Raw genomic sequence first — 13,433 nt, forward strand, 5'->3', positions numbered from 1 at the left:
ATGCTAACGCTCGTGCCTCAATTTCCGTTCTACGAAAAAAGGCGCAAAGGGAACTAACGAAGCGACAAAAAATAACACTATCCGGCCAAATTTCCATTTATATTTATCCCAGCACATCCATAACAGATATACGTAGGCAATGAATAAGATGCCATGCGCCCAACCCACGTATTTAACTCCCAATACAGCCCATCCAAAATCAGTGGTGCGCTTTAGTACGGAAAACGTTATCAGCACCACCATAGATATCCCTTCGATAAGGGCAATGTTGCAAAACCAGCTTAGCGTCTGTTTATTCTTGCTCATGATCAACGATTTGGATCGGCAAGTTAGCAATTATCCTGCGAGTGTATAGGCGTCCAAAAGGGTTTGACTGAAATGTGACGGTCTATAGATCGGAAGTTTTAGGTTTTAGCGCCAGATTAATTGTTAAAGGCTATTTGCTAATGCCTAATCACCTACCGCTTACAAAAAATTTTATGTAAGTTTGTAGCCGCCATATCGAATACGATAATTGAAAAAGTAAATCAATCCGAAGAAATAATATAAATATTTATGAAATATTCATGTGTCTTAAAAAACCATAATTATACATGAAGTATTCCATATGTCCATTAAAAATAGATCTTATACATAATGAATTACGACATCATTGTTATCGGGAGCGGACCGGGTGGTTATGTAGCTGCCATTAGGGCGTCCCAACTTGGATTTAAAACAGCCATCGTAGAGCGTGAATCCCTCGGTGGCATTTGCCTCAATTGGGGATGTATTCCCACCAAGGCCTTACTCAAGAGTGCCCAAGTATTTGAGTACCTCAACCATGCTGAAGACTACGGTATCAAGGTCAAAGGTGGCGAGGCCAACTTCGAAGCTATCATCAAACGTAGCCGTGGAGTAGCCGATGGCATGAGCAAAGGCATCCAATTTCTGATGAAAAAAAACAAGATTGATGTAATCATGGGTGCCGCCAAAATTAAGAAAGGTGGCAAAATAGAAGTAAATACTGACGGTTCCACTAAAGAATATACCGCCAAACATACCATTTTAGCCACCGGTGCTCGTTCGCGTGAGCTACCCAATTTGAAGCAGGACGGCAAAAAAATCATCGGCTACCGCCAGGCCATGAACCTGCAAAAACAACCCGAGTCGCTTGTTGTGGTCGGGTCGGGGGCTATCGGGGTCGAATTTGCCTATTTCTATAATGCCATCGGCACCAAAGTCACCGTCGTAGAATATCTTGATCGCATTGTCCCCGTTGAGGATGAAGAGATTTCTAAACAATTGGAACGCAGCCTCAAAAAAGCAGGCATCAGCATCCTTACCAATGCAGAAGTGCAATCCGTGGATACCTCCGGCAAATTGAGTAAGGTGCAAATCAAAACGGCTAAGGGTACGGAAACCATTGAAGCGGAGACCGTGCTTTCTGCAGTTGGGATTACCCCAAACATTGAGAACCTCGGTTTGGAGGAAGTGGGCGTCAAAACAGATAAGGGTCGGGTATTGGTAGACGATTTTTACAAAACTAATATAGATGGCGTATATGCCATTGGAGACCTTGTCAAAGGTCAGGCTTTGGCGCATGTGGCGTCTGCCGAAGGCATCACCTGTATAGAGAAAATAAAGGGGCATGATGTATCGCCCATCGATTACAACAACATACCTGGCTGCACCTATTGCTCACCCGAAATCGCCTCCGTAGGCTATACCGAGAAAGCAGCAAAAGAAGCCGGTTTTGAAATCAAAGTGGGTAAATTTCCTTTTTCCGCATCAGGCAAAGCCAGTGCTGCGGGGGCTAAGGATGGTTTCGTGAAAGTTATTTTCGATGCCAAGTATGGTGAATTGCTCGGTGCCCATATGATTGGTGCCAATGTCACCGAGATGATTGCAGAAGTGGTGGTGGCACGTAAATTGGAAACCACCGGTCATGAAGTCATCAAGGCCGTCCATCCCCACCCTACCATGAGTGAAGCCATCATGGAAGCCGCGGCGGATGCCTACGGTGAAGTGATACACCTATAGTCAGCCATACAAACCTGACAAGTTTTTGGAACCTGTCAGGTTTTTTTTCTTAACACAAATGTAACAACCAAAAAACCAATGGATTATTTTCCTAAGCCAAAACTATTATTATATTTGTACATCACCACCCCAATAGACTGATGAAGACAAAATATACAAGCATCCCAAGCGTCATCGAAAGGCATAACAAACCACTCGTACAGCTTACTTCTTCCTTAGATAAACGCATTCAGCTATTTGAGGCTGGTTCAGGCTTCCTCGTAGGTGAATTAGCGTTGACCCAAGGGCATGCTCCATACCGCAACATCAATAGTTCTCCCGTTGATTTGGACTACCAATTATTGGCCAAGGCCGGTTTGTTATTAGCCACCGAAGCCAAATCTGGTGAGTTGGTGATTACTACGGGGTTTCCATCTGCAGTATACGAATTGTTTAAGCAGCAAGCAGAAGAGTTTTTCTCCATACGCGATATCATCATTGAGTACAATGAAGACACGGTAAATGGCGGCGGGCGTGGCCGCGTCCAGCTAACCATTTCACATCTGGAAGTGATGTCCGAAATCATGGGGTGCATCAATGCCATTCGCAAAGGTCCGCTAGCAGATGAAGGTAATTTCTTCGTCGTGAGTTTAGGTTACGGCACCTGTGAAACCGCATTAAGTACAGCGGAGGGGCCTGTAGCCAGAACCTGTGTAAGCGTTCCAGGACTTAGGCGCTCGGTAAATACCCTCTATGACGAGTTGAGTGCGAGCTATTACCTGTCTATGAAAAACGAGCACATGATTAATCAAAGTTTCCAGCGTGGTGATATCGTTATCGGCCGAAAACGAATGAATCTGTTGAATGCCAGAAGCAACCATTTGGCAAGTTATTATGACGAAGTGATATCTCCCGCCATGCGGAAGGCCTTTACGGATACAGATTTTGAGAAAGCCAACCGCTTGTATTTAGTGGGTGGGGGGGCGCTGTATCCTGAATTGGTGAGCCATTTCCAACGCGAATTCGAAGGCGTACTTGATGTCATCGTGCCGGAAGGTGCAGATAATTATGCATCCATGGGCTATTTCTTGCGCTCGGCCCTATGGTGCGGTCCGAACCACATCGAGCGGGCCGTAGGCCTTGATATTGGCAATGCCTATACCGTTATCTCTACCCCTTGGGCGGAAACCAAACAGAAAAAGGAAAAAATCGTCGAATCGGAATTTCTGGAGGGATAATACCTATCCTTGGTTAATCAAACGCGATTTGAAGACCACTTTCGCAGGCTTCGGGCTCTCTTCGGTATCAATTAGTTCAAAAAGCAACTCTGCCGCCTTCTTCCCTTGCTTTCCTGGGAATTGTTCAATAGAAGCCATCGGCGGGTTTTCCATATATTTCCATAATGGATAGTTAGCGTAACTGATGAAATGGAGATCCTGGTTGAGTGCCAGACCTTTTTGGCGTACGGTTTTCATCACATCCAATGCCACATAATCGTTGAATGAAACCACGGCTGAGGGGCGGTCGTAGAGGGATAACAACTGCAGAATAGCAGCCTCATTACCATCTTGCGTAAGGTCCGTATTCACAATATATTCTTCCTTGAAGGCAATTTTCTGCCTTTTCAATCCTTTAATATAGGCTTTCTTACGTTCGACGCTGGCAGGCAATGCTGTTGGTCCGTTAATCAAGGATATAGCATTATGCCCACAAGAGACAAAGACGTCTATGGCTTCCAGCATTCCCGTTTCCAGATCGCTCACTACCTTGTTGATATTCTCCAAATCAGGCACACAGTCAAAAAAAACGATGGGAATGCCCGCACTTTCCAACAGGTCAATGAATCCATAGTTCTGCGTATTTTTCCCAATCGACATCAGGATGCCGTCTACCCGATGTGTCTTCAGTGTTTGCAATATCCGTAGTTCGCGGTCAGCATCGTCGAGCGATTGGCCCATGATTACGGTGTAGTTCTTTGAACTCGCTACATTTTCAATTTCGCTGATGGCTGCTGAAAAAAAAGGTTCAGATAAGCTAGGCAGCACCACACCTATGGTGAATGTTTTGCGTTGCTTAAAGAAAATAGCGGTTTGATTGGGTTCATAGTTCAACTCCTTTGCAACCTTCTTCACACGCATTGTCGTTACCAAGCCTATACTGGGATGGTCGTTCAGTGCTCTGGAAACGGTGGAAGGTGAAATCTTTAACCGTTTCGCAATTTCCTTTATTGTTGCAGGTTTGCCTTCCTTCATAAGCTGTTCAATATTAATGGCCAGATCCGGCATCAAAGAAAGCGCAATATACCAATTTAATTAAATATTATCGGCGCATTTGCTTGGGCATACGTAGGTTTTTGCCAAAATTGTACATGCCTTTGTTTCCATGCCGATCCAAGGTCCGGTTGAGCCGAGGCGCAATCCGGCTGGTATTACCTGCGCTGGAATTGGCCTGTAGGCTAACGGCTTCGGGCGAAAAATTATTGTTCTTGGCATAATATAAGGCCTCAGCAACCATGCTTTCCTCCGCATCCCCAAAATCCTTGGTCAGGTCGTCAAACACCAACTTATCCACAGGCATTCCCGAGAAATAATCACCATATCCTACTGAATTAAACGATTGAAAAGAAACGGCATAGAGATCTACACTCGATAAATCCAAGGCGAAGAACCCAACCGGCTTTCCGTACGTTGCATGTTCGCCTATCAATTTTACATCCATATGCGGTTGCAAGTTATTAATAAGCAGCTCACTTGCTGAAGCCGTACCTTCGGTTACTAGAAAATAAATCCGGCTGAGGTCAAGGATGTTGGTCTTATTGAAATTAACAGGTGCAAACAGCTGGGCCCAATCCTCATCATCCTGCAGGAGGTCGTTAATCCTCGAGGTGTACATCAATCCATTGCCCACCGAAGCCGGGGCTAGCATATCAGACAGGTATTCGGCTGTAATTACGGCCCCTCCCCCATTGTATCGTAGGTCTACAATCAATTCTTGCACACCTTCATTCTCAAAATATGCAATCAACTGGTCCAATTGGCTTTTCACATAAGTTGGATTATTATTCCCGCTTAATGTGGACACAAAGCTGTCAAACGCAAAATAACCTACTTTCTTGCTTCCTATGGTATATACTTGATTTGCCAGTATGGGTTGTATTTGGTAGTTTCCTCTACTTAGGTTGAGGGATGCTTCCTCGCCATCAGGTTTCCGCAGCCGCAGGCTAATGTTGCCGGCATCCAAGGCGTTGAATAGAAATGTGAAATTATCCTGTTCCATGGATGCCAAGGACAGGTTGTTGTTGCCATTGATTTCCAGGATTTGCCATCCCCGTCTTATTCCTTGCGTGTATGCCGGCGACCCAAGGTCTACCTTCTTCACATACAAATCAGTATCATTATCATAGCGTACATCAAGCCCAAAACTTCCTGCTAGGCCTTGTTGTATTTCGGCATTAATGGTACCTGTGCGATCCAAAAAACTAAACCGGTCGTAAGGATTTCCATCGGGATCCTTTGCATAGCCTTTCAGAGCCTCCAATACCGCATCGGCTGAATTATATCCCATGGTATATCTGCGTATATCCGAAAACCAATCAGGCAAGTCATCTTGCCATAAATAAAACAAGTAGGTATAGACATACACGGAGTCTTTTAATAAATCCTCATCGGTATCGGTCCGAGTTGGCCGTTCGAGTTCGGGCATAACGGTTTCCCGATTGCAACCAGTCATCGCGCCAGCCAACAGCAATAGGATGGTCAATAATTTCAAGATCGTTGCTTTCATTCCTGCTATAGCTAGTTATTATGTGTAATAGTTGATGGTTTCCAAAATCGTTCTGCACCTATGCAGTCCACCATTGGCGTATTTATTGATACAGCTGTATCGCCGGAATGAATGTATAGAACATCTTCAGCCTGTAGTCCATTATCTTTCAACAAAAAATCCATAGGTTCAAGCTGCTTGGCCATTAGTTCCTCTTGGAAATATACTTTCAATACCTTGTCAAGCCCATTCCATTCCATGTGTCGCATCTTGTTCAATTGCATCGTCTGGTTCCCTGCAGTCAACACCAGCAATTGCTTTCCTTGACTATCCAACGTCTGCATCAAATCCAGTATAGGTTTATATAACAGGAGCTTCAAGGGCAGCTGCGCCGCCAGGTGCAAGCGGTCTAAATGTTCCTTGTATTTGCTGTCGATCCCAAAAACCGCCGCTGCTCTTTCAAACAATCCCGCTTCACCATGGCGCTCATAAGCAGTTTTCAGAAAATCTACCAAGTCACTTGCCGGAGGTACTGTTTCCGTATATTCCAGCAAATTGGCAAACAAGTAATATACTTGTAGCAAATAGTCTTTTTTTGGAAAAAGCACATCGTCCAATTCAAAGACAATGGCTTTTTTATGCGTATCGATATCCGCGTAGGTCAACATATATCTGTTTGAATCAAAAACAAAAGCATGGTTTAATGATATCGTGTTCATTTTAGCGGAATCATTGAGATCGTTTCACTAAGTTAATCGGCGATGCAACATAATGCCATTTCATCGCCTGAATCTGATGGAATGAAAACACCAGATAAAGTGCCGTGCCGCTTCCCAGCCTCTGGGCCAGTTACCACCACCCCATCACTCACCACCAACAATGGCAGCTTTCTTGGCGGACTTTCGATGATAACCAACCCCGCCAGGTCCGCCACATCAGGCACCCATACCTCAACGCCATATTCGGCAAAAAGTGGGCGGGCTTTGGCCAATGGATACAGCTCATTTTTTCCCATTGGAATCAGGATGTCTACCTCGCTATCCAAACAAATCTTAAGCAATTCATGCACGAAAACCGGCATCGACGGATGTGGGATACGCAAGTAATTCCCTGTACGCAGCAATACATCAGGCACTTCATCAGCCGAACCGAAAAGCACTTGCTGTTTTGGGGAGGATAACTCCCGGGCCACCCGTTGTGCAAATGGCCGTGTACCTTGTGTAATTAGCACCTTGCTGGACATACCGCTGCCTTACTTACTCAATTACTCCATCCTTCATGTGTATGACACGGTCAGCAATATTGGCTAGTTCTTCATTGTGCGTCACCACCACGAACGTCTGGTTCAATCGGTCGCGTAACTCTATGAACAGCTGGTGCAATGCTGCTGCATTTTCGGAATCCAAATTACCTGAAGGTTCATCGGCGAGAATGATGGAAGGATTATTGATCAGCGCTCTGGCCACGGCTACCCGTTGTTGCTCTCCACCCGATAATTCATCTGGTTTATGATCCTTTCGATGGGACACGCCAAGGAGTTCCAATAGTTTCAATGCCTTGTTCTCCGCATCCTTCTTGTTCACTTTATTGATAAATGCTGGGATACAGGTGTTTTCCAGTGCCGTAAATTCAGGCAATAAGTGGTGAAATTGGAATACAAAACCAATGTGTGTATTGCGAAAGGCGCTTAATTGTTTGGTGGTCAGTGTACCCACATCCGTACCATTGATGCTTACTGTGCCGCGGTCGGGCTTATCTAATGAGCCTACGATATGGAGCAACGTACTTTTACCCGCTCCGGAAGCGCCCATGATGCTGACCAGCTCTCCCTTGGCAACATGCAAGTCGACCCCTTTGAGGATGGACAATGTGCCGTATGATTTATATATCCCCTTTGCATGTAGCATGTTGCGAAGGTAGGGATTTTTTGGTTGTTTCACGTAGATACATATATGCAAAAGCAAAACTTAGCGCCTTGGCGACCTTGCGTGAAAAATACCACCCAAATGGCTTGACCATTCCCGATTAAAACGCTACTTTTACGCCAAATTTTTCGCAAATGAACATTCACGAATATCAAGGTAAACAAATACTGAAAAGTTTTGGCGTACGGGTGCAGGAAGGCATCGTAGCCGAAACACCTGAGCAAGCTGTGGAAGCGGCCAAAAAGCTGAAGGAAGATTACAACTCAGACTGGGTAGTGGTGAAAGCCCAAATCCATGCCGGTGGACGCGGCAAAGGAGGCGGGGTGAAGCTCGCCAAGAACCTCGATGAAGTGAAACAACGGGCATCCGACATCATCGGCATGCAATTGGTGACGCCACAGACCGGACCCGAAGGAAAAAAGGTAAATAAGATATTGGTGGCCCAAGATGTTTATTATCCCGGAGAAAGTGAAACCAAGGAATTTTATATGAGCGTGCTGCTCGACCGTGGCCGTGGCCGCAACATCATCATGTATTCTACCGAAGGAGGCATGGATATCGAAGAAGTGGCTGAAAAAACGCCGCATCTGATTTTTAAGGAGGAAGTGGATCCCAAGGTAGGGTTGCAGGGTTTCCAGGCACGCAAAGTTGCTTTCAACCTCGGGTTGAACGGTGCGGCGTTCAAGGATATGACCAAGTTTGTGGCCGCTTTATACAAGGCGTATGATGCCACGGATTCCTCTCTTTTCGAAATCAACCCCGTTCTGAAAACTTCAGACGACAAGATAATGGCGGTAGATGCAAAGGTAAACCTTGATGAAAATGGTTTGTTCCGTCATCCCGACTATGCCGCTATGCGCGACATTGCAGAGGAAGATCCTACCGAGGTCGAAGCTGGTGAGTCAAACCTCAATTATGTGAAGCTTGACGGCAATGTGGGCTGTATGGTTAATGGTGCCGGGTTGGCCATGGCTACCATGGATATTATCAAGTTGGCAGGCGGAGAACCCGCCAATTTCCTTGATGTGGGTGGCACAGCCAATGCTGCAACTGTAAAAGCCGGATTCAACATTATCCTGAAGGATCCGAACGTGAAAGCCATCCTTATCAATATTTTCGGTGGTATCGTCCGTTGCGACCGGGTAGCACAAGGTGTAATCGATGCCTACAAAGAAATCGGCAATATTCCGGTACCCATCATCGTGAGGCTGCAGGGAACTAACGCCGAAGAGGCCAAACTGCTCATCGATGAATCCGGTCTGGAGGTGTATTCGGCCATCCTGCTCAAAGAAGCTGCGGAACTGGTGACGAAGGTGCTTAGTTAGACTTTAGATTGAACATATTTAAACAAAGAACCTCCTCCCTACTGGAGGTTCTTTACGTTTAACCCGCTAGTATGACTGCTTTCATTATACATTGGAGTGTCGAACCCGAACTCATAAAATTATTCGGTGTACTTCCTATCCGGTATTACGGGCTGTTTTTTACAGTGGGTATCGGATTGGCTTATTATGTGATTTCGCGCATATATAAGAAGGAAAATATTCCCGACGAACAGTTCGAGCGGTTGGCAATATACGTGATCCTCGGCACATTTATCGGAGCCAGACTCGGACATTTTCTTTTTTACCAACCGATGTACTTTTGGGAAGCGCCGCTGGAGGTGTTCCTACCCATTGCAAAAGTCGATGGCGGCTACCAATTTGTCGGATATATGGGGTTGGCGAGCCATGGTGGTGCCATCGGCATACTTCTTGCTATTATACTATATTGCCAAAAAACCAAACTTGGTTTCCTATGGGTGCTTGACAGGCTGGCGGTGGTCGTTCCATTGACCGGAGCATTCATCCGGATGGGCAATTTCATGAATTCAGAAATGATCGGCAAACCCACCGGCGCCGATTATGGTGTGGTATTTACCCTGATGGATGATCTGCCAAGACATCCCGGTCAGCTTTATGAAGCGGGCGCATACCTCATCATATTCGCGATAATGGTTGCGCTATACCGCAACCGCACGAAACAGGATGGATTTATTTTCGGAATATTCTTGATCTTGTTATTTTCGGCTCGGTTTTGTGTCGAGTACGTTAAAATAGAACAGGTGTCATTCGAAAAAGGGATGGCACTCAATATGGGGCAATGGCTGAGCATTCCTTTCATTCTATGCGGAATTTTCCTGGCTTTGTACAAAAACACCCCACCATTGACGACCATCCTAAATAACAAAAACTGAATTTAGCACGATGCTGCCGGCTGATGGCTGACAGCTAATAACTGATAGCTGAACATGAAACATACACGTATAAAGGATTTATTAAACACAACGGAATACGGGCACCGGGTGACCGTAAAGGGATGGGTAAAGACGTTTCGCAACAACCAGTTCATTGCCATCAACGATGGCTCTACCTTGGGTAATCTCCAAGCCGTCATTGACTTTGACCAGACGGACGAGATGTTGCTCAAACGCCTTACCACCGGAGCGGCTATCGCCGTGACGGGCCCCTTGGTCGAATCGCTGGGCAAAGGGCAGCGCGTGGAAATAAAAGTGGAATCGCTGGAAATACTTGGCGACAGTGACCCAGAGCGATTCCCGCTTCAACCCAAAAAACATAGCCTGGAATTTCTACGTGAAATCGCACACCTACGCTTCCGTACCAATACGTTCAATGCCGTATTCAAGGTGCGTAATGCATTGTCGTTTGCCGTTCACCAATTTTTCTATGAACGCGGCTTTGTATACATGCACACCCCTATCATCACCGGTTCGGATGCTGAGGGGGCAGGTGAAATGTTCAAAGTGACCACGCTGGATTTCGATAATACGCCAAGAAAAGAAGATGGTTCGGTGAACTACAAGGAAGATTTCTTCGGCAAACCCACTAACCTCACCGTATCCGGACAATTGGAAGGTGAGTTGGCCGCCATGGCATTGGGAAATATCTATACCTTCGGCCCGACATTCCGTGCAGAAAATTCAAACACTACGCGGCACCTCGCTGAATTTTGGATGATTGAGCCCGAAATGGCTTTCTATGACCTTGAAGACAATATGGATTTGGCCGAGGAGCTACTTAAATACATCATTAGATTTGCGCTCGACCATTGCCCAGATGAAATTGAATTTCTCAAAAACCGGTTGCTTGAAGAAGAAAAAAGTAAACCCCAGAACGAACGCTCGGAAATGGATTTGGTGGCCAAGCTCCATTTCTGTCTCGACCATGAATTTGAACGGCTTACTTATTCGGAGGCCATCGAAATACTGCGGCGTAGCAAGCCCAATCAAAAGAAACAATTTAAATACCCCATTGAAGATTGGGGTGCCGACCTACAATCCGAACACGAGCGGTACCTTGTTGAGAAGCATTTCAAAAAGCCCGTAGTCCTTACCGATTATCCAGCAGCTATCAAGGCATTCTATATGCGACAAAATGAGCCTGATGAGCAAGGGCGTCGTACCGTACGCGCCATGGACATCCTCTTTCCGGGCATCGGCGAGATGGTAGGTGGTTCACAGCGTGAGGAACGCCTTTCCCGTCTACAGCAACGCATGGAAGAGATGGATATCCCAGCGAAAGAGCTGGATTGGTACTTGGATACCCGGCGCTTCGGTACCGCACCGCACGCCGGATTCGGCTTAGGGTTTGAACGCCTCGTACAGTTTGTCACGGGCATGGGCAATATCCGGGATGTCATTCCATTCCCCCGCACGCCAAACAATGCGGAATTCTGATTGTTTATTGCGTAAATCTATCCAATCCACGTCATCCGCGTTCAAAAAAAGAATATGCTGCTCAAGATATATGAAGAAAATCCAAATCCAAACGCTATCCGACAGGTAGCAGAAGTGCTGCGCAGGGGTGGACTTATCATTTACCCTACGGATACAGTTTATGGTTTGGGTTGCGATATCAAAAACCACAAGGCCATTGAGCGGGTCTGTGAACTGCGTGGGCTGAAACCCGAGAAAGCCAATCTATCATTCGTCTGTTATGACCTTACAGACATCTCCCAGTATACCAAACCGTTTGATACAGCCACTTTCAGGATGTTGAAAAAATCACTACCCGGCCCCTTCACTTTTATCTTCAATGCCAGCAGCCAAGTACCTAAGCTCTTGAGCTCGAAGAAGAAAACCGTGGGTATCCGTGTACCCGACAATAACATTGCCCGAGAAATCGTACGCGAGTTGGGGAACCCCATCGTATCGACCTCCATCCATGACGAGGATGAAATCGTGGAATATGCTACCGATCCGGAGTTAATTTATGAAAAATACGGTGACTTGGTGGATCTTGTCATTGATGGAGGATATGGTGGAAATGTAGCTTCAACCGTGGTAGACGCCACTTCCGGAGAATTTGAAATTATTCGTGAAGGTAAAGGGGATTTAAGTCTCTTTTTGTAATTTAGCAGCCAAAATTCGTTTAACTCATTCTATTGACACAGTAAATCGTATTCATATACCCTATTTTCTTTTCAGATGCGCAAACAAATAAAGCAATTTTTTGAAGCAGACTCCGCGAGTGGCATTACCCTACTTGTTTTTTTGGTCATTTCTCTGATTATCGCCAATTCTCCTTTAGGAGAAGGGTTTGAACAGCTCTTGGTACAGAAAATCGGCTTTGAAACCAATCAGATTCACCTCAACTACAGTGTATTGCATTGGGTAAATGATGGCTTGATGGCCATCTTTTTCTTGATGGTGGGTATTGAGATCAAGCAAGAGTTGGCCCATGGGCAACTTTCATCGGCGAAAAAAGCTTCCCTGCCCTTTTTTGCAGCATTGGGTGGCATGGCGGTGCCAGCTGGCATTTACGTTCTATTTAACGCAGGCACCGAGACCAACCATGGCTGGGGTATTCCCATGGCCACGGATATTGCTTTTGCCATAGGTATATTATCTATCCTGGGCAAGCGAGTACCCGTTGCATTAAAGGTATTTCTAACGGCATTGGCAATCGTAGATGACCTAGGAGCCATCCTTGTCATCGCCATATTCTACACCGCAGACCTTGAAGCCAGCTACTTGTTATATGGAATGGGGATATTTGCACTCATGATGTTTATCAACCGTATGGGTGTTAAATCCTTATGGTTTTATCTTATACCCGGTATGGTCATGTGGTATTTCATACACCATTCGGGTGTGCATGCCACCATTGCCGGCGTACTCACCGCATTTGCTATCCCCATCAAAGGAAACAACCAGAAATCCTCGCCTATCCAGTCGGTGGAGCATGCCATTAGCACACCGGTCAATTTTATCATCATGCCTTTATTTGCTTTGGCTAACACCAACATTCGCTTCGAGAGTGGCATGGTAGAAGGACTTGCCAGTCCACTCGGCCTCGGGATCATTGCTGGGTTGTTTATTGGTAAACCATTGGGCATTACCTTGCTTTCATGGCTCTCTGTAAAATTAGGGCTCAGTGAATTACCCAAAGGCACCAAATGGATGCAAGTATTGGGCATAGGACTGATGGCGGGTATTGGGTTTACGATGTCGATCTTCATCGCACTATTGTCGTTCAGTGACTTATACCACCAAACGGAAGCTAAGTTTGCCATTTTGGTAGCCTCGGGGTTATCCGGAATCATTGGATACATTGCCCTTAGCAATTTAGGGAAAAGATACCTTGAAAAGCCAAATACAGAACCTTGATAAGCCCGCCATCAAATAAAGCACTCATTCATTTGGGTTGCGCAATTGGCTTGCACTCATTTTCGGTGACCAAAATC

Annotated in this window: 13 protein-coding genes; 7 read left to right on the forward strand and 6 right to left on the reverse strand. The window is 45.8% G+C overall.

Translation table 11 applies throughout. The features are described 5' to 3' along the window. Positions 1-3: 3 nt before the first annotated feature. Positions 4-306 carry a DUF3817 domain-containing protein gene (locus NF543_RS14540; RefSeq protein WP_257669060.1) on the reverse strand — a complete coding sequence of 101 codons (303 nt, stop codon included), beginning with the start codon at positions 304-306 and terminating at the stop codon, positions 4-6. Positions 307-636: 330 nt separating this feature from the next. Between NF543_RS14540 and lpdA the strand changes: the two genes are divergently transcribed. Both lpdA and NF543_RS14550 read left to right on the forward strand, forming a co-directional pair. Beyond that, a complete protein-coding gene (lpdA, locus tag NF543_RS14545) occupies positions 637-2,022 on the forward strand; it encodes a dihydrolipoyl dehydrogenase (protein WP_257669061.1) in 1,386 nt (461 codons plus the stop codon). Between the two features lie 140 nt (positions 2,023-2,162). Further along, positions 2,163-3,239 carry an acetate and sugar kinases/Hsc70/actin family protein gene (locus tag NF543_RS14550; RefSeq protein ID WP_257669062.1) on the forward strand — a complete coding sequence of 359 codons (1,077 nt, stop codon included), beginning with the start codon at positions 2,163-2,165 and terminating at the stop codon, positions 3,237-3,239. A gap of 3 nt (positions 3,240-3,242) precedes the next feature. Here the strand turns inward: NF543_RS14550 and NF543_RS14555 are convergent, their stop codons facing one another. The 5 genes from NF543_RS14555 to NF543_RS14575 all read right to left on the reverse strand — a co-directional run bounded on the left by NF543_RS14555 (position 3,243) and on the right by NF543_RS14575 (position 7,670). Continuing rightward, positions 3,243-4,253, reverse strand: a complete 1,011-nt coding sequence (locus tag NF543_RS14555) for a LacI family DNA-binding transcriptional regulator (RefSeq protein WP_257669063.1) — start codon at positions 4,251-4,253, stop codon at positions 3,243-3,245. Between the two features lie 67 nt (positions 4,254-4,320). Then, entirely contained in the window at positions 4,321-5,784 is a 1,464-nt protein-coding gene (locus tag NF543_RS14560; RefSeq protein ID WP_257669064.1) for a S41 family peptidase, read from the reverse strand. A gap of 11 nt (positions 5,785-5,795) precedes the next feature. After that, complete coding sequence (locus tag NF543_RS14565) at positions 5,796-6,482, reverse strand: HAD family hydrolase (RefSeq protein WP_257957513.1); 687 nt, start codon at positions 6,480-6,482, stop codon at positions 5,796-5,798. 32 nt (positions 6,483-6,514) lie between these two features. Continuing rightward, the gene (locus tag NF543_RS14570; protein ID WP_257669066.1) at positions 6,515-7,006 is read right to left on the reverse strand and encodes a hypothetical protein; all 492 of its coding nucleotides are present in this window, start codon (positions 7,004-7,006) and stop codon (positions 6,515-6,517) included. A gap of 13 nt (positions 7,007-7,019) precedes the next feature. After that, positions 7,020-7,670, reverse strand: a complete 651-nt coding sequence (locus NF543_RS14575; protein WP_257669067.1) for an ABC transporter ATP-binding protein — start codon at positions 7,668-7,670, stop codon at positions 7,020-7,022. A 152-nt stretch (positions 7,671-7,822) separates the two neighbouring features. Here NF543_RS14575 and sucC point away from each other — a divergent pair, with 152 nt between their 5' ends. From sucC to nhaA, 5 genes are all read left to right on the forward strand, one after another. Next, the gene (sucC, locus tag NF543_RS14580; RefSeq protein ID WP_257669068.1) at positions 7,823-9,013 is read left to right on the forward strand and encodes an ADP-forming succinate--CoA ligase subunit beta; all 1,191 of its coding nucleotides are present in this window, start codon (positions 7,823-7,825) and stop codon (positions 9,011-9,013) included. Between the two features lie 71 nt (positions 9,014-9,084). Further along, positions 9,085-9,924, forward strand: a complete 840-nt coding sequence (gene lgt / locus NF543_RS14585) for a prolipoprotein diacylglyceryl transferase (protein ID WP_257669069.1) — start codon at positions 9,085-9,087, stop codon at positions 9,922-9,924. Positions 9,925-9,978: 54 nt separating this feature from the next. Next, positions 9,979-11,424, forward strand: a complete 1,446-nt coding sequence (gene asnS, locus NF543_RS14590) for an asparagine--tRNA ligase (protein ID WP_257669070.1) — start codon at positions 9,979-9,981, stop codon at positions 11,422-11,424. A gap of 54 nt (positions 11,425-11,478) precedes the next feature. Beyond that, positions 11,479-12,099 (forward strand): L-threonylcarbamoyladenylate synthase, encoded by a 621-nt coding sequence (locus NF543_RS14595; protein WP_257669071.1) that lies wholly within the window; start codon positions 11,479-11,481, stop codon positions 12,097-12,099. A 75-nt stretch (positions 12,100-12,174) separates the two neighbouring features. After that, positions 12,175-13,356: a Na+/H+ antiporter NhaA gene (nhaA, locus tag NF543_RS14600; protein ID WP_257669072.1), complete on the forward strand. Its 1,182-nt coding sequence runs from the start codon at positions 12,175-12,177 to the stop codon at positions 13,354-13,356. The last annotated feature ends 77 nt before the right edge of the window (positions 13,357-13,433 follow it).

Origin of the sequence: Parapedobacter tibetensis (assembly GCF_024704835.1) — a bacterium.
Classification (GTDB): domain Bacteria; phylum Bacteroidota; class Bacteroidia; order Sphingobacteriales; family Sphingobacteriaceae; genus Parapedobacter; species Parapedobacter tibetensis.

Coding starts and splice junctions, on each gene's coding strand:
- NF543_RS14540 (WP_257669060.1), bottom strand. CDS start 306: ATGAGCAAGAATAAACAGACGCTAAGCTGGTTTTGCAACATTGCCCTT.
- lpdA (WP_257669061.1), top strand. CDS start 637: ATGAATTACGACATCATTGTTATCGGGAGCGGACCGGGTGGTTATGTA.
- NF543_RS14550 (WP_257669062.1), top strand. CDS start 2,163: ATGAAGACAAAATATACAAGCATCCCAAGCGTCATCGAAAGGCATAAC.
- NF543_RS14555 (WP_257669063.1), bottom strand. CDS start 4,253: ATGAAGGAAGGCAAACCTGCAACAATAAAGGAAATTGCGAAACGGTTA.
- NF543_RS14560 (WP_257669064.1), bottom strand. CDS start 5,784: ATGAAAGCAACGATCTTGAAATTATTGACCATCCTATTGCTGTTGGCT.
- NF543_RS14565 (WP_257957513.1), bottom strand. CDS start 6,482: ATGAACACGATATCATTAAACCATGCTTTTGTTTTTGATTCAAACAGA.
- NF543_RS14570 (WP_257669066.1), bottom strand. CDS start 7,006: ATGTCCAGCAAGGTGCTAATTACACAAGGTACACGGCCATTTGCACAA.
- NF543_RS14575 (WP_257669067.1), bottom strand. CDS start 7,670: ATGCTACATGCAAAGGGGATATATAAATCATACGGCACATTGTCCATC.
- sucC (WP_257669068.1), top strand. CDS start 7,823: ATGAACATTCACGAATATCAAGGTAAACAAATACTGAAAAGTTTTGGC.
- lgt (WP_257669069.1), top strand. CDS start 9,085: ATGACTGCTTTCATTATACATTGGAGTGTCGAACCCGAACTCATAAAA.
- asnS (WP_257669070.1), top strand. CDS start 9,979: ATGAAACATACACGTATAAAGGATTTATTAAACACAACGGAATACGGG.
- NF543_RS14595 (WP_257669071.1), top strand. CDS start 11,479: ATGCTGCTCAAGATATATGAAGAAAATCCAAATCCAAACGCTATCCGA.
- nhaA (WP_257669072.1), top strand. CDS start 12,175: ATGCGCAAACAAATAAAGCAATTTTTTGAAGCAGACTCCGCGAGTGGC.